Source organism: Pseudomonas sp. 05N36 (assembly GCF_056397385.1).
The window spans coordinates 99,413-113,769 of sequence record NZ_JBFTNH010000002.1 but is presented as its reverse complement, the minus strand read 5'-3'; the positions used below and the strand labels follow the sequence as shown (position 1 = coordinate 113,769).

Sequence of the window (14,357 nt, the reverse complement as noted above, 5' to 3'; positions counted from 1 at the left end):
GCAATGAACTGGACCTGGTTTCATAAGCTCGGCTCGCCCAAATGGTTTTACGGCATCAGCGGCAAACTGCTGCCCTGGCTGAGTGTCGCGGCGTTGCTGCTGATCGGCGTCGGCGTGGTCTGGGGCCTGGCCTTCGCGCCGCCGGACTACCAGCAAGGCAACAGTTTTCGAATCATCTACATTCACGTGCCGGCCGCCATGCTGGCGCAGTCCTGCTACGTGATGCTGGCGGTCTGCGGCATTGTCGGGCTGGTGTGGAAGATGAAACTGGCGGACGTCGCCCTGCAATGCGCAGCGCCGATCGGTGCCTGGATGACCGCCGTGGCGCTGGTCACCGGGGCCATCTGGGGCAAGCCGACCTGGGGCTCGTGGTGGGTCTGGGATGCACGACTTACGTCCATGCTGATTCTGCTGTTTCTGTACTTCGGTCTCATTGCGCTGGGCAACGCCATCAGCAATCGTGACAGCGCGGCCAAGGCCTGCGCGGTGCTGGCGATTGTCGGCGTGATCAACATCCCGATCATCAAGTACTCGGTGGAGTGGTGGAACACTCTGCACCAGGGCGCCACCTTCAGCCTCACTGAAAAACCGGCAATGCCGGCCGAGATGTGGCTGCCGTTGCTGCTGACGGTACTGGGTTTCTACTGTTTCTTCGGCGCCGTGCTGTTGCTGCGCATGCGCCTTGAAGTGCTCAAGCGCGAAGCCCGTGCCAGTTGGGTCAAGGCCGAAGTGCAAAACAGCCTGGAGGCCGCGTAATGAGTTTTGCTTCATTCGGCGACTTCCTCGCCATGGGCCATCACGGTCTTTATGTCTGGTCGGCTTATGGCATCTGCCTGGCGGTACTGGCTCTCAACGTGGCTGCGCCGATCCTGGCCCGCAAGCGTTACCTGCAACAAGAGGCGCGCCGTCTGCGCCGGGAGAACAGCAAGTGAATCCGTTGCGTAAAAAGCGTCTTGTCATTATTTTCGCGATCCTGGTCGGTGTCGGTGCTGCTGTCGGCCTGGCCCTCAGTGCCCTTCAGCAGAACATCAACCTCTTTTACACACCGACCCAAATCGCCAATGGCGAAGCCCCGCAAGACACGCGCATCCGTGCTGGCGGCATGGTCGAGAAGGGCTCGCTGCAACGCTCCGGCGATTCGCTGGACGTGAAATTCATCGTCACCGACTTCAACAAATCCGTGACCATCACCTACCGCGGCATCCTCCCGGACCTGTTCCGCGAAGGGCAGGGCATCGTTGCACTGGGCAAACTGAATGCAGACGGCGTAGTGGTGGCAGACGAAGTGCTGGCCAAGCACGACGAGAAATACATGCCGCCGGAAGTGACCAAGGCGCTCAAAGACAGTGGTCAATCCGCTCCAACACCCGCGAAGGAGGGTTGATCCATGACCTCAGGCATCTTCATTCCCGAGTTGGGCCATCTGGCGATGATTCTCGCCCTGTGCTTTGCCATCGTTCAGGCCACCGTGCCGTTGCTCGGTGCCTGGCGCGGTGAGCGCATGTGGATGGGGTTGGCCCAGCCAGCAGCATGGGGCCAGTTCACCTTTCTGGTGTTCGCCTTCGGCTGCCTGACCTACGCCTTCATGACCGATGATTTTTCGGTGGGGTATGTCGCCAACAACTCCAACAGCTCATTGCCGTGGTACTACAAATTCAGTGCGGTGTGGGGTGCCCACGAAGGTTCCTTGCTGCTCTGGGCCTTGATTCTCGGCGGCTGGACCTTCGCCGTGTCGATTTTTTCCCGGCAATTGCCGCAGGTCATGCTGGCTCGCGTGCTGGCGGTGATGGGCATGATCAGCACCGGTTTCCTGCTGTTCCTGATTCTCACCTCGAACCCGTTCGCACGGGTTCTGCCGCAGATTCCCACGGATGGTCATGACCTCAACCCGTTGTTGCAGGACATTGGCCTGATCGTTCATCCACCGATGCTCTACATGGGCTATGTCGGTTTCTCGGTGGCCTTCGCCTTCGCGATTGCGGCCTTGCTCGGCGGTCGTCTGGATGCGGCGTGGGCTCGTTGGTCGCGGCCCTGGACCATCGTCGCCTGGGCGTTCCTCGGTATAGGCATCACCCTCGGCTCCTGGTGGGCCTACTACGAACTTGGCTGGGGCGGCTGGTGGTTCTGGGACCCGGTGGAAAACGCCTCGTTCATGCCTTGGCTGGTCGGCACGGCGCTGATTCACTCGTTGGCGGTGACTGAAAAACGCGGTGTGTTCAAAAGCTGGACCGTGTTGCTGGCCATTGCCGCGTTCTCGCTGAGCCTGCTGGGAACCTTCCTGGTGCGTTCCGGTGTACTGACCTCGGTGCACGCGTTTGCCTCGGACCCCGCGCGGGGCGTGTTCATCCTGATCTTCCTGCTGTTTGTGGTCGGCGGTTCGCTGACGCTGTTCGCCCTGCGTGCGCCAGTGGTCAAGAGCCACGTCGGCTTCAACCTGTGGTCGCGCGAAACCCTGCTGCTGGGCAATAACCTGGTGCTGGTGGTCGCGGCTTCGATGATTCTGCTCGGCACCTTGTACCCGCTGGTGCTCGATGCCCTGAGTGGCGCCAAGATGTCGGTGGGCCCGCCGTATTTCAATGCGTTGTTCATTCCGTTGATGGCGTTGCTGATGGTGGTGATGGCCGTCGGTGTGCTGGTGCGCTGGAAAGACACGCCGGTGAAATGGCTGATGAGCATGCTGACCCCGGTGTTGCTCGGCAGCACTGCTTTGGCGGTCGTCGCCGGGATCGCTTATGGCGACTTCAACTGGGCCGTGCTGGCGACCTTCATGCTCGCCGCCTGGGTGCTGCTGGCCGGTGTGCGTGACATTTTCGACAAGACCCGCAACAAGGGCCTGATCAAAGGCCTGCCGAGCCTGACCCGCAGCTATTGGGGCATGCAGGTTGCGCACCTGGGTATCGCCGTATGCGCCTTGGGCGTGGTGCTTTCGAGCCAGAACAGCGCCGAGCGCGATCTGCGCCTGGCGCCGGGCGAGTCGATGGACCTTGCCGGTTATCACTTCATTTTCGAGGGCGCCAAGCACTTCGAAGGACCGAACTTCACCTCCGACAAAGGCACCATTCGGGTGATCCGGTCGGGCAAGGAAGTCGCGGTGCTGCACCCGGAAAAACGTCTGTACACCGTACAAAATTCAATGATGACCGAAGCCGGCATCGACGCCGGTTTCACCCGCGACCTGTACGTGGCGCTCGGCGAGCCGCTGGAGAATGGCGCCTGGGCCGTGCGCGTGCACGTCAAGCCGTTCGTGCGCTGGATCTGGTTCGGCGGTTTGCTGACAGGTTTCGGTGGGTTGCTGGCGGCGCTGGATCGTCGTTATCGGGTCAAGGTGAAAAGTCGCGTGCGTGAAGCGCTGGGCATGACGGGAGCCACTGCATGAGACGTTGGTTAATGGTGTTGCCACTGGCGCTGTTTCTGGTGGTGGCGGTGTTTCTTTACCGGGGCCTCTACCTGGACCCGGCCGAGCTGCCCTCGGCGATGATCGGCAAGCCGTTCCCGGAGTTTTCCCTGCCGGCCGTGCAAGGCGACAAGACCTTGACCCGCGCTGATCTGCTGGGCAAGCCGGCCCTGGTCAACGTCTGGGGCACCTGGTGCATTTCCTGCCGGGTCGAGCACCCGGTGCTGAACAAGCTGGCCCAGCAGGGCGTGGTGATTTATGGCGTCAACTACAAGGACATCAACACCGATGCCTTGAAGTGGCTGGTCGAGTTCCACAACCCGTACCTGCTGGACATCCGTGACGAGGCGGGCTCCCTGGGCCTGAACCTCGGCGTTTACGGCGCTCCGGAAACCTTCTTCATCGATGCCAAAGGCATCATCCGCGACAAGTACGTCGGGGTGATCGACGAAGTGGTCTGGCGCGAAAAACTGGCGGCCAAGTATCAGGCGCTGGTCGATGAGGCCAAGCCATGAAGCGCTGGATTGCTGCCGCCGTACTCGGCCTGAGTATCGCCGGCGTCGCTCACGCGGCCATCGACACCTACGTGTTCGCCAATGACGCCGAGCGCGAGCGTTTTCACGAACTGACCAAGGAACTGCGTTGCCCCAAGTGCCAGAATCAGGACATTGCCGATTCCAATGCACCGATCGCCGCTGACCTGCGCAAAGAGATTTTCCGCATGCTCGGCGAGGGCAAGGACAACCAGCAGATCATCGACTTCATGGTCGACCGCTATGGCGACTTCGTGCGCTACAAGCCAGCCCTGAACGGCAAGACCGCGTTGCTGTGGTTTGGCCCGGCCGGGTTGTTGCTCGGTGGCGTGCTGGTGATCGCCTTGATCGTCCGTCGCCGTCGTGCCGAGCGCACGACCGGTCCAGACACGCTTTCTGTTGATGAGCGCAAGCGCCTCGACCAACTGTTGGATAACACCAAGAATGATTGATTTCTGGCTCGCTGCAGGTCTGCTTCTACTGGTTGCCCTGAGTTTTCTGTTGATTCCGGTTCTGCGTGGCCGTCGCGCCCAGCGTGAAGAGGATCGTACCGCGCTGAACGTGGCGCTTTACCAGGAGCGCGTGGCTGAGTTACAGGCTCAACAGGCCGAAGGCGTACTCGATGCGACACAAATGAGCGCCGGGCGTGACGAAGCGGCTCGTGAGCTGCTGGCCGATACCGAAGGCGCCGACACGGGCCGGGTTTCCCGTCTGGGCAAGCCGTTGCCACTGCTGGCAGCGATCCTGGTGCCGGTGTTGGGGCTGGGGCTGTACATGCATTTCGGCGCCAGCGACAAGGTCGAACTGACCCGCGAATTCGCCCAGGCACCGCAATCGATGGAAGAGATGACCCGTCGTCTCGAACGCGCTGTCGCGGCGCAACCGGATTCGGCCGAAGGCCTGTATTTCCTGGGTCGTACCTACATGGCTCAGGACCGCCCAGCGGACGCGGCGAAGATCTTCGAGCGCACCGTGGCATTGGCTGGCCGTCAGCCTGAATTGCTCGGCCAATGGGCCCAGGCGCAGTATTTTGCCGACAACAAAAAGTGGTCGGACAAGATCCAGGCGCTGACCGACGAAGCACTCAAGGCCGATCCTAAAGAAGTCACCAGCCTTGGATTGTTGGGCATCGCGGCTTTCGAAGGCGAACGTTATCAGGAGGCCATCGACTACTGGGGTCGTCTGCTGGCACAACTGCCGCCCGAAGATAACTCGCGCAGCGCGCTGGAAGGTGGCATTGCACGGGCGACCGAAAAACTGCAAGCGAGCGGCGGTACTGTCGCCAAGGCGCCAGTCGTAGCGGCCAAGCCGGCAGCGTTGCTGAAAGTGACGGTTGATCTGGCGGCGAACGTGAAAGCCAAGGTACAGCCAGGTGACAGCGTGTTCATCTTCGCCCGCGCAACCTCGGGTCCACCGGCACCATTGGCAGCCAAACGCCTGACTGTTGCCGATCTGCCAGCGACCGTCGAGCTGGGCGATGCCGACGCAATGATGCCGCAATTGAAACTGTCGAACTTTCCTGAAGTCCAACTGGTCGCGCGCGTTTCCCGTGCTGGCCAACCCACTGCCGGCGAGTGGGTCGGTCGCAGCGAGCCTTTGGCCAGCAGCACTACCGCGCCGCAACAATTGACCATCGACAGCCCAGACAAATAATCAGGAAATCCGCCATGACCGCCATCGCTCGTATCACCCTGCTCAGTCTTGTCTTGGGGTTAAGTGCATGTGCGGTCCAGCCGCCGTCACATGAAGAGCGGTTGCCGCCGATTCCGTCATCGTACCCAGGCAGCAAACCGACGACCGCCCCTGGCAAACCGGTGACTCCAAACAAACCCGGCAAACCGCAGCCGCGCACCTCGGCAAGCTTTGCCCCACCGCCGGGCGGCAACAGCCACTGGGATGCGAAACTCGGCGTCTACGTTCTCGACAACCAGACCGACACCTTCTACCGCCAGCGCACCTACTACCGCTGGAACAACGGTTGGAGCCGCAGCATCAGCCCGAACGGTCCGTGGGAAGAGATCGACATCCATGGCGTACCGCCAGGATTGGGCAAGCAATACAGTCAGTAACGAAAAACGGCGACCCAAGGGTCGCCGTTTTGCATTGTGCGCCAGGCGTGGCGTGCAGGTTGAAACTGGCACGAATAGTGATTACTCATTGACTGACGATTGTTGAACAATCCTGAGGCGATGAGTATGAGCAGCGGACTGTCCCTGGCTGACCACATCACACTGGAGTTGCGCGCCGACATCATTGGCGGACGTTTGCTGCCGGGGCGGGCGTTGGTGGAAGGCGATCTGGTGCTTGCCTACAACGCCTCGCGCAATACCATCCGCGAAGCGCTGCACCGCTTGGGGCAGGAGGGCCTGACCCTTTATGTTCGAAATAAAGGCGTGATGGTTCGCCAGCTCGGCACCGACCAGGTGCGCGACCTGTTCCAGGTCCGACGCACGCTGGAGCTACAGGCCATCAGCGCCTGCCGACCGCTGCGCGAATACCAATCCGATCACATGATCGACGCCATTGAAGCCGCGCAGTTGGCCCGCGAGCGTGAAGACTGGCGGGCTGTCGGCACCCACAGCCTGCGTTTTCATCAACACATTGTCGGTTTGTTACGCAGCCCGCTGTTCGATGAATTCTTTACCAATGTCGTTGCGCAACTGCGTCTGGTGTTCAGTGCGGCACCTGACGAGTCCCGCTTCCAGGCGCCCTGGCTTGAGCGCGACCGGCACATTCACGACTTGCTGGTCGAGGGCGACAAGCCCGGCGCTTACGACGCCTTGAGCGATTATCTCGACGATTCCGAACAGCAATTGCTTGAGTTGTTCAACCATCCTTCCCGTCATTGATCGAGGACTCATGCCATGTACAAAGACTATCCCGCGGCTTATCAGGTCAGTAAGGGCTCGGCGTTGCAGGTCGATAAAGCCTTCTACGAGCGGATCCGCGATACACCGGCTGCGCGCACGCTGATCGAGCAATTCGAAGTGCCGATCCGCACCGGACGCGCCTGGCATGTACCGGCGGGGCATGTGTTTCGTGTGACCACACCCGTGGGCCCGCAAGTGGGGGACTTCAACGTCTGGAATGCCAACGACCCGCGCGAGCGGCTGTGGGCTGCGCGGACCCGGCAATTGCAGGGGGCTCATGTCAGCACCCATGACCGGCTCTGGTCGAACCTGCCTTTTCTGCGACCGCTGGTGACCATCACCGACGACAGCCTGGCCAACTATGGCATCGACGAACATGGCGGACGTTTGCATGATCTGCTGGGTACGCGCTGCGATCCCTATGTGAACAAAATGCTCACCGGCGAGGATTTCCATCATCATTGCCATTCGAACCTGACCCGCGCCGTGTTACCTCACGGTCTGACCGAGTTCGACGTGCATGACGTGCTGAACATCTTTCAGTGCACGGGGCTCAATCACGACGATATGTACTTCATGAAGGCCTGTCCGGCGCAGAAGGGCGACTACCTGGAGTTCTTCGCCGAGATCGATCTGCTGTGCGCATTGTCGACCTGCCCGGGGGGCGATTTGTCGCTGCCGATGTGGGGGCCGAATGCGCAGGACCCGTTAAGTGTCTGCCGGCCGTTGGGTGTGGAAATCTATCGTTTGGAGGAGACGTTGCTCAAAGGCTGGAGCCAGCCTGAGCGGGCCGCGTACAAGGGGCTGCACGGCTTGCATATTGCCAAGGCCGCGTGGGAGAAGTAGAGAAGTTTTTGTGGCGTGGGAGCAAGCTCCCTCGCCACAGTTCAGTCAACGATCCTTCGCATCCTTGGCGTCCGCTTCGGCGTTGCGCTCAGCGACGCGTTTACGTTGCTCGTCGGTCAATTCCACTTTGTTCGCGGTGTCGCGCAGCAACATCAAGCCACCGACGATCGATCCGATAGCAACCACCAGAATCAACCAGGCATACCAGGGCATAGGTGTTCTCCTTAAGGGCAGGCCGGTAGGCGAGGGCTTCACCAACCGATCGTGCATACCACTTTTGAGCGATCAATTTTCGCAGTGGTTCCATTCTATGCCTGATATACCGCAGACGCCGCACATCCTTGTAGGCGACGTCATCAGCGTCGTTTCAGTGCTTGCTCAACGCCCGGTCAACATCGCATCCGCCGGCGCATCGGCACGCAATTGCGCTGTCAGCAGGAAGTAGACAAAACCGACCGCCATGAAGCCGAGGAAGATCGCCCCGATCAGCGCGTTGAACCAGGCCATCGCCACCAGGCACACCACCGCCAATGCCAGGGCGGTCGCCGGTACCAGTGGGTAGCCGGGCGCACGGAAAGTCCGTTCCAGGTTCGGTTCGGTTTTACGCAGTTTGAACAGGCTCAGCATGCTCATGATGTACATCACGATGGCGCCGAATACCGCCATGGTGATCATCGCGGCGGTCAGGGTCATGCCACTGAGGTTGATCAGCCCGTCGCTGTAAATGGCCGCGATGCCGATCAGCCCGCCAGCGATGATTGCCCGGTGCGGGGTCTGGAAGCGCGACAGCTTGGCCAGGTAGGCCGGCAGGTATCCGGCACGGGCGAGGGCGAAGAACTGTCGCGAATAGCCAAGGATGATCCCGTGGAAACTTGCCACCAGCCCGAACAGGCCAATCCACACCAGCATGTGCAGCCAGCCGGAGCTTTCACCGACCACGGCTTTCATCGCTTGCGGCAACGGGTCGTTGATGTTCGCCAGGGTCCGCCAGTCACCCACGCCACCGGCAAAGAACATCACGCCCATCGCCAGCAACACCAGGGTCAGAATGCCGCTGATGTAGGCCTTGGGAATCGTCCGTTTCGGGTCCTTGGCTTCTTCGGCGGCCATGGCTGCGCCTTCGATGGCGAGGAAGAACCAGATCGCAAAGGGGATTGCCGCGAACATCCCGGCGATGGCCGGTGCACCGAACGCATCGGCGCCGGCCCAACCATTGAGGGCGAAGTTGCTGAAGCTGAACGCCGGGGCGACCACGCCCATGAATACCAGCAACTCGATGACTGCCAGTACACACACCACCAGTTCGAAGGTCGCCGCCAGTTTTACCCCGAGGATGTTCAGGCCCATGAATACGATGTACGCGCCGACCGCCGCATGTTTCGGGTCGAGGGCGGGGAACTGCACGTTGAGATAGGCGCCAATGGCCAGGGCAATGGCCGGAGGTGCGAAGACGAACTCGATCAGCGTCGCCAGGCCGGCGATCAGTCCGCCTTTTTCACCAAAGGCGCGGCGACTGTAGGCGAAAGGGCCGCCTGCGTGCGGGATCGCCGTAGTCAGTTCGGTGAAGCTGAAAATGAAGCAGGTGTACATGGTCGCGACCATAAGAGAGGTCACCAGAAAACCGAGCGTTCCGGCTACGCCCCAGCCGTAGCTCCAGCCAAAGTACTCGCCGGAAATCACCAGCCCGACCGCGATCCCCCATAAATGCAGCGTGCCCAACGTCGGTTTGAGTTGTGTGTTCATGCGTTTCTCCCGCTGCGATTTGGAAAAGCCCGGGAGGGCGTGTGCAGCGGGCGTGCCATGTCGGCTCGTTACGTCGTAAAGCGCAGAAAGCTGTCGTATCGAGGATGTTCGCTCCTGAGTGTGCGCTTTTTGTGCGCCAGTTGGGGGCGGTGGTGTCTGTTCTGACGCCTTCGCGGGCAAGCCCGCTCTCACAGGGGAGCGCATTTCAAATGTGGGAGCCGGGCTTGCCCGCGAAGAGGCCCGCCCGGACACCGCTGTAACGAAGGCATAAACCCACTCTTTACGCTTTCTTTATGCCCCGCCCAACCCCTCGGTCTCGTTCCTTTACAGCCTTCCTGCGGACAATTGCGCCACACGCGGCAGTTGCCGTACGACGGAGAAATTCCATGAGTGTTCTGGACGGGGTGTCCCTGCTGTTGGCGGTGGGACTGTTCATTTATCTGTTGGTTGCGCTGTTGCGCGCGGATCAGCACTAGGAGCGGCTATGCACAGTTATGACTATTGGCTGATCCTCGCCTTCTTCGCCGTGGTGCTGATTCCGGCACCATTCCTGGGCAAGTTCTACTACAAGGTGATGGAAGGCCAGCGCACCTGGCTGACGCCGATCCTCGGGCCCTTGGAGCGCGGCTGTTATCGCGTGGCCGGGGTCGACCCGCAGAGCGAACAGAGTTGGCAGAAATACACCCTGGCGTTGCTCGCGTTCAACCTCGCGGGCTTTTTGCTGTTGTTTGCGATCCTGTTGTTTCAAGACTACTTGCCACTCAATCCGCAAAACCTGCCGGGGCAGGAGTGGACGCAGGCGTTCAACACCGCCGTCAGCTTCATGACCAATACCAACTGGCAGTCCTACAGCGGTGAGGCGTCCCTGAGCTACCTGAGCCAGATGATCGGCCTCACCGTGCAGAACTTCGTCAGCGCCGCCACCGGCCTGGCTGTTCTGGTTGCCTTGTGTCGCGGCATTGGTCGCAAGTCCGCGCAAACCCTCGGTAACTTCTGGGTCGACATGACTCGTGCCACCCTCTACGGCCTGTTGCCGATTTGCCTGCTGCTGGCGCTGTTCCTGGTCTGGCAGGGCGTGCCGCAAACCTTCGCGCACTATGTGAATGCGCTGACCATGCAGGGCGTGGATCAAGTGATCCCACTGGGTCCTGCCGCCAGCCAGATTGCGATCAAGCAACTGGGCACCAACGGCGGTGGCTTCTTCGGCGTCAACTCGGCGCACCCGTTCGAGAACCCGACGGCCTGGAGCAACCTGTTCGAAGTCACGTCGATCATCCTGATCCCGGTGGCGCTGGTGTTCACCTTCGGCCATTACGTCAAGGACCTGCGTCAGAGCCGGGCGATCATCGCCTGCATGCTCGCGCTGTTCCTGATCGGTGGCGCGGTGTCGCTGTGGGCTGAATACCAGCCGAACCCGACCCTGAACAACGTCGCGGTCGAACAGGCTGCGCCGCTGGAAGGCAAGGAAGCACGCTTCGGTACCACGGCGACCGTGCTCTGGTCGGTGACCACCACCGCAGCCTCCAACGGCTCGGTCAACGGTATGCATGACAGCCTCAACCCGCTGAGCGGCATGGTCGCGCTGATCAACATGATGGTCGGCGAAGTAATCTTCGGCGGCGTCGGTGCCGGTCTCTATGGCATGTTGCTCAACGTGCTGATCGCGGTGTTCCTCGCCGGTCTGATGATCGGACGTACACCGGAATACCTCGGCAAGAAACTGCAAGCCAAGGAAGTACAACTGTTGGTCGTCACCTTGCTGGTGATGCCGATCGGCGTGCTGGTGCTGGGTGCCATTGCGGCGAGCCTGCCTGGCCCTGCGGGAACCATCAGCAACCCTGGCCCCCACGGTTTCAGCCAGTTGCTGTACGCCTACACCTCCGCCAGCGCCAACAACGGTTCTGCATTCGGCGGCCTGAACGCCAACACGCCCTTCCATAACCTGATGCTGGGCCTGGGCATGTTGATCGGGCGCTTCGGCTACATCCTCCCGGTACTGGCCCTGGCCGGCAGCCTGGCGATGAAGAAAACCGCACCGATTGGCCAGAACAGCTTCCCGACCCATGGCCCGCTGTTCGTGACGTTGCTGACGGTGACCATTTTGCTGGTGGGTGGCCTGACCTTCCTGCCGACCCTGGCGTTGGGGCCTATCGCTGAACACTTGAGCATAGGCTTCTGAGGGATTTGATGATGAATATGCCCGTTCGTGTATCGAAAAAAGCCGCACCACACGTTGTGCCGGCGCAACCTGTCGAGCAACCGAAAACCGCGATCTCGGCCCTGTGGCGGCCGGCGCTGGTGCAAGCCTTCGTCAAGCTCGACCCACGGCAGTTGAAGCGCTCGCCGGTGATGTTGGTGGTCGAACTGACCGCGATCCTCACCACCGTGTTGTGCGTGATTCCAGATCCGGCAGTGCCGACGTTTGTCGCGGCACAAATTGCCCTGTGGCTGTGGTTCACCGTGTTGTTCGCGAACTTCGCCGAAGCTTTGGCCGAAGGTCGTGGCAAGGCCCGTGCCGACAGCCTCAAGGCCGGCAGCGAAGGCTTGAGCGCTCGGCGTAAGAAAGCCGATGGCAGCTTTCAGGTAGTGCCAGCGGTCAGCCTGCGCAAAGGCGATGTGGTTCGTGTCGAAGCCGGCGAGATGATTCCCGGTGACGGCGAGGTGATCGAAGGTATTGCCGCGGTCAACGAAGCGGCGATTACCGGTGAATCCGCACCGGTAATTCGCGAGTCCGGCGGTGATCGCTCGGCGGTCACCGGCAACACTCGACTGGTGTCCGACTGGTTGCTGGTGCGCATTACCGCGAACCCCGGTGAATCGACGCTGGATCGCATGATCGCCCTGGTGGAAGGCGCCAAACGCCAGAAAACCCCGAACGAAGTGGCGCTGGATATCCTGCTGATCGGCCTGACCATGATCTTCCTGGTGGTGGTCGTGACCTTGCAGCCGTTCGCCCACTTCGCCAATGGCAACCTGCCGCTGGTGTTCCTGGTGGCGCTGCTGGTGACGCTGATTCCCACCACCATCGGCGGTTTGTTGTCGGCCATCGGTATCGCCGGCATGGACCGTCTGGTGCGGCTGAACGTGATCGCCAAATCCGGCCGTGCGGTAGAAGCAGCGGGCGACGTGCATGTGTTGCTGCTGGACAAGACCGGCACCATCACTTTCGGTAACCGTCGCTGCACCGCGATTTATGCAGCGCCGGGCGTCAGTGCCAAGGAGCTGGCGGAAGGTGCGCTGTTCGCTTCGCTGGCCGACGACACGGCCGAAGGCAAGTCGATCGTCGAGTACCTGCGCGGACTTTATCCACAGGCCGAACCGTCCACCGAGGTGCTGACCGTTGTGCCGTTCAGTGCCGAAACCCGCTTGTCCGGCGTTGACTATCAGGGCCGTGTCTACCGCAAGGGCGCGGTGGATTCGGTGCTGGCCTTCGTTGGCCTGACGCGTGCCGAGATACTGCCGGCGATGTCCCGGGAAATCGACAAGATTGCCCAAAGCGGCGGTACGCCATTGCTGGTGTGTGCCGAGGGCAAGTTGCTCGGTGCGATCCACCTCAAGGACGTGGTCAAGCCAGGCATTCGCGAGCGTTTCGCCGAGCTGCGCAAGTTGGGGATTCGCACGGTGATGGTGACCGGCGACAACCCGCTGACCGCAGCGGCGATTGCTGCTGAAGCCGGTGTCGATGATGTGTTGGCCGAAGCGACGCCGGAGAAAAAGCTCGCCCGGATTCGTCACGAGCAGAACGACGGGCGTCTGGTCGCCATGTGCGGCGATGGTGCCAACGACGCACCGGCGCTGGCTCAGGCTGACGTCGGCATGGCAATGAATGACGGGACGCAGGCAGCGCGCGAAGCGGCGAACATGGTCGACCTCGACAGCGATCCGACCAAGCTGCTGGACGTGGTGCAGATCGGTAAAGAGCTGCTGGTGACCCGCGGCGCGCTGACGACGTTTTCCATCGCCAACGACGTGGCCAAGTACTTTGCGATCCTGCCGGCGCTGTTCGCCGCGATCTACCCGCAACTGGGCGTGCTGAACATCATGCACCTGAGCAGTCCGCAGAGCGCGATTCTCTCGGCCATCGTCTTCAACGCCTTGATCATCGTCGGGTTGATCCCGTTGGCCCTGCGCGGGGTACGTGTCCAGGCCGCGAGCGCTGCACACCTGCTGCGCCGCAACCTGYTGATCTACGGCGTGGGCGGCATCGTGGTGCCGTTCGTGGGCATCAAGCTGATCGACATGCTGCTGACCGCTTTGCATTTGGTGTAACTGCTGCACGCCGCGCCCCGGGCGCGGCGTTTTACCTGAATTGAGGATTTGATGATGTCCACAATGATTCGTCCGGCCTTGAGCCTGCTGGTCCTGATGACCCTGATCACCGGCGTCGCTTATCCACTGGTGGTGACCGGTGTCGCCCAGGTGGCGTTCCCTGATCAGGCCAATGGCAGCCTGGTGCGTGACGCCGATGGCAAGGTGCGCGGCTCGTCCCTGATTGCCCAGGATTTTGCCGGTGATGCGTGGTTCCATCCACGGCCATCGGCGGGCGCATTTGCGACCGTATCGAGCAGTGCAAGTAACCTGGCACCGAGTAATCCGGCACTCGCGACCCGGGTGATCGACGATGCCAACAAACTGCTGGTGCCAGGCCAGGGGCCGGTGCCCTTGGCGTTGCTGACCACCTCTGGCAGCGGCCTCGATCCACACTTGCCTCCGGCGGCAATTGCCTATCAACTGTCGCGGGTTGCAGCGGCGCGCAATCTGCCGATATCGACGGTCGAGCAGTTGGTGGACGCGCACATCGAGCAGCCGCTGGTAGGACCGCCGGTGGTGAATGTGCTGGAACTGAACATCGCGCTGGAGAAGTTGTAAGACTGTGCGGCTGCCAATCGCGAGCAGGCTCGCTCCCACAGGTTCATCACTGTCCTTGTGGGAGCGAGCCTGCTCGCGATGACGGTTGTGCAATCACCACCT

At 61.2% G+C, this 14,357-nt stretch carries 16 protein-coding genes; 14 read left to right on the top strand and 2 right to left on the bottom strand.

What is annotated here, in order from left to right:
- The first annotated feature begins 3 nt into the window (after nucleotides 1-3).
- From AC1DIH_RS03580 to AC1DIH_RS03535, 10 genes are all read left to right on the top strand, one after another.
- Nucleotides 4-756, top strand: coding sequence for a heme ABC transporter permease (locus AC1DIH_RS03580; RefSeq protein WP_054596312.1), 753 nt, complete (start codon nucleotides 4-6; stop codon nucleotides 754-756).
- Nucleotides 756-932, top strand: coding sequence for a heme exporter protein CcmD (gene ccmD, locus AC1DIH_RS03575; RefSeq protein WP_019692354.1), 177 nt, complete (start codon nucleotides 756-758; stop codon nucleotides 930-932). The genes AC1DIH_RS03580 and ccmD overlap by 1 nt, the downstream gene beginning before the upstream one ends.
- Entirely contained in the window at nucleotides 929-1,384 is a 456-nt protein-coding gene (ccmE, locus tag AC1DIH_RS03570) for a cytochrome c maturation protein CcmE (protein ID WP_427529977.1), read from the top strand. Before ccmD ends, ccmE begins: the two co-directional genes overlap by 4 nt.
- Nucleotides 1,385-1,387: 3 nt before the next feature.
- Complete coding sequence (locus AC1DIH_RS03565; protein ID WP_477770613.1) at nucleotides 1,388-3,376, top strand: heme lyase CcmF/NrfE family subunit; 1,989 nt, start codon at nucleotides 1,388-1,390, stop codon at nucleotides 3,374-3,376.
- Nucleotides 3,373-3,909: a DsbE family thiol:disulfide interchange protein gene (locus tag AC1DIH_RS03560; RefSeq protein ID WP_019692351.1), complete on the top strand. Its 537-nt coding sequence runs from the start codon at nucleotides 3,373-3,375 to the stop codon at nucleotides 3,907-3,909. The genes AC1DIH_RS03565 and AC1DIH_RS03560 overlap by 4 nt, the downstream gene beginning before the upstream one ends.
- Entirely contained in the window at nucleotides 3,906-4,379 is a 474-nt protein-coding gene (locus AC1DIH_RS03555; RefSeq protein ID WP_477770612.1) for a cytochrome c-type biogenesis protein, read from the top strand. Before AC1DIH_RS03560 ends, AC1DIH_RS03555 begins: the two co-directional genes overlap by 4 nt.
- Nucleotides 4,372-5,580, top strand: coding sequence for a c-type cytochrome biogenesis protein CcmI (gene ccmI / locus AC1DIH_RS03550; protein ID WP_477770611.1), 1,209 nt, complete (start codon nucleotides 4,372-4,374; stop codon nucleotides 5,578-5,580). Before AC1DIH_RS03555 ends, ccmI begins: the two co-directional genes overlap by 8 nt.
- A 14-nt stretch (nucleotides 5,581-5,594) precedes the next feature.
- Entirely contained in the window at nucleotides 5,595-5,996 is a 402-nt protein-coding gene (locus tag AC1DIH_RS03545) for a hypothetical protein (RefSeq protein ID WP_427529987.1), read from the top strand.
- A gap of 126 nt (nucleotides 5,997-6,122) precedes the next feature.
- Nucleotides 6,123-6,776, top strand: a complete 654-nt coding sequence (locus AC1DIH_RS03540; protein WP_477770610.1) for a GntR family transcriptional regulator — start codon at nucleotides 6,123-6,125, stop codon at nucleotides 6,774-6,776.
- Between the two features lie 15 nt (nucleotides 6,777-6,791).
- Nucleotides 6,792-7,643: an urea carboxylase-associated family protein gene (locus AC1DIH_RS03535; RefSeq protein ID WP_477770609.1), complete on the top strand. Its 852-nt coding sequence runs from the start codon at nucleotides 6,792-6,794 to the stop codon at nucleotides 7,641-7,643.
- 45 nt (nucleotides 7,644-7,688) lie between these two features.
- Here AC1DIH_RS03535 and AC1DIH_RS03530 read toward each other — a convergent pair whose 3' ends face one another.
- A complete protein-coding gene (locus AC1DIH_RS03530; protein WP_427538990.1) occupies nucleotides 7,689-7,856 on the bottom strand; it encodes a DUF2897 family protein in 168 nt (55 codons plus the stop codon).
- 165 nt (nucleotides 7,857-8,021) lie between these two features.
- Nucleotides 8,022-9,386: an ethanolamine permease gene (gene eat / locus AC1DIH_RS03525; protein ID WP_477770608.1), complete on the bottom strand. Its 1,365-nt coding sequence runs from the start codon at nucleotides 9,384-9,386 to the stop codon at nucleotides 8,022-8,024.
- A 386-nt stretch (nucleotides 9,387-9,772) separates the two neighbouring features.
- Between eat and kdpF the strand changes: the two genes are divergently transcribed.
- Genes kdpF through kdpC form a run of 4 tightly spaced genes read left to right on the top strand, consistent with a single transcriptional unit; the run spans nucleotide 9,773 to nucleotide 14,255 of the window.
- Nucleotides 9,773-9,862: a K(+)-transporting ATPase subunit F gene (kdpF, locus tag AC1DIH_RS03520; RefSeq protein ID WP_019692955.1), complete on the top strand. Its 90-nt coding sequence runs from the start codon at nucleotides 9,773-9,775 to the stop codon at nucleotides 9,860-9,862.
- Between the two features lie 8 nt (nucleotides 9,863-9,870).
- A complete protein-coding gene (gene kdpA, locus AC1DIH_RS03515) occupies nucleotides 9,871-11,565 on the top strand; it encodes a potassium-transporting ATPase subunit KdpA (protein ID WP_477770607.1) in 1,695 nt (564 codons plus the stop codon).
- Nucleotides 11,566-11,576: 11 nt separating this feature from the next.
- Nucleotides 11,577-13,655 carry a potassium-transporting ATPase subunit KdpB gene (kdpB, locus tag AC1DIH_RS03510; RefSeq protein WP_477770606.1) on the top strand — a complete coding sequence of 693 codons (2,079 nt, stop codon included), beginning with the start codon at nucleotides 11,577-11,579 and terminating at the stop codon, nucleotides 13,653-13,655.
- Between the two features lie 54 nt (nucleotides 13,656-13,709).
- Nucleotides 13,710-14,255, top strand: coding sequence for a potassium-transporting ATPase subunit KdpC (kdpC, locus tag AC1DIH_RS03505; protein ID WP_477770605.1), 546 nt, complete (start codon nucleotides 13,710-13,712; stop codon nucleotides 14,253-14,255).
- Nucleotides 14,256-14,357: the final 102 nt, after the last annotated feature.

What these genes read in the sequence shown, in the direction of transcription:
- AC1DIH_RS03580 (WP_054596312.1), top strand. Translation starts at nt 4, where the DNA reads ATGAACTGGACCTGGTTTCATAAGCTCGGCTCGCCCAAATGGTTTTAC.
- ccmD (WP_019692354.1), top strand. Translation starts at nt 756, where the DNA reads ATGAGTTTTGCTTCATTCGGCGACTTCCTCGCCATGGGCCATCACGGT.
- AC1DIH_RS03565 (WP_477770613.1), top strand. Translation starts at nt 1,388, where the DNA reads ATGACCTCAGGCATCTTCATTCCCGAGTTGGGCCATCTGGCGATGATT.
- AC1DIH_RS03560 (WP_019692351.1), top strand. Translation starts at nt 3,373, where the DNA reads ATGAGACGTTGGTTAATGGTGTTGCCACTGGCGCTGTTTCTGGTGGTG.
- AC1DIH_RS03555 (WP_477770612.1), top strand. Translation starts at nt 3,906, where the DNA reads ATGAAGCGCTGGATTGCTGCCGCCGTACTCGGCCTGAGTATCGCCGGC.
- ccmI (WP_477770611.1), top strand. Translation starts at nt 4,372, where the DNA reads ATGATTGATTTCTGGCTCGCTGCAGGTCTGCTTCTACTGGTTGCCCTG.
- AC1DIH_RS03545 (WP_427529987.1), top strand. Translation starts at nt 5,595, where the DNA reads ATGACCGCCATCGCTCGTATCACCCTGCTCAGTCTTGTCTTGGGGTTA.
- AC1DIH_RS03540 (WP_477770610.1), top strand. Translation starts at nt 6,123, where the DNA reads ATGAGCAGCGGACTGTCCCTGGCTGACCACATCACACTGGAGTTGCGC.
- AC1DIH_RS03535 (WP_477770609.1), top strand. Translation starts at nt 6,792, where the DNA reads ATGTACAAAGACTATCCCGCGGCTTATCAGGTCAGTAAGGGCTCGGCG.
- AC1DIH_RS03530 (WP_427538990.1), bottom strand. Translation starts at nt 7,856, where the DNA reads ATGCCCTGGTATGCCTGGTTGATTCTGGTGGTTGCTATCGGATCGATC.
- eat (WP_477770608.1), bottom strand. Translation starts at nt 9,386, where the DNA reads ATGAACACACAACTCAAACCGACGTTGGGCACGCTGCATTTATGGGGG.
- kdpF (WP_019692955.1), top strand. Translation starts at nt 9,773, where the DNA reads ATGAGTGTTCTGGACGGGGTGTCCCTGCTGTTGGCGGTGGGACTGTTC.
- kdpA (WP_477770607.1), top strand. Translation starts at nt 9,871, where the DNA reads ATGCACAGTTATGACTATTGGCTGATCCTCGCCTTCTTCGCCGTGGTG.
- kdpC (WP_477770605.1), top strand. Translation starts at nt 13,710, where the DNA reads ATGTCCACAATGATTCGTCCGGCCTTGAGCCTGCTGGTCCTGATGACC.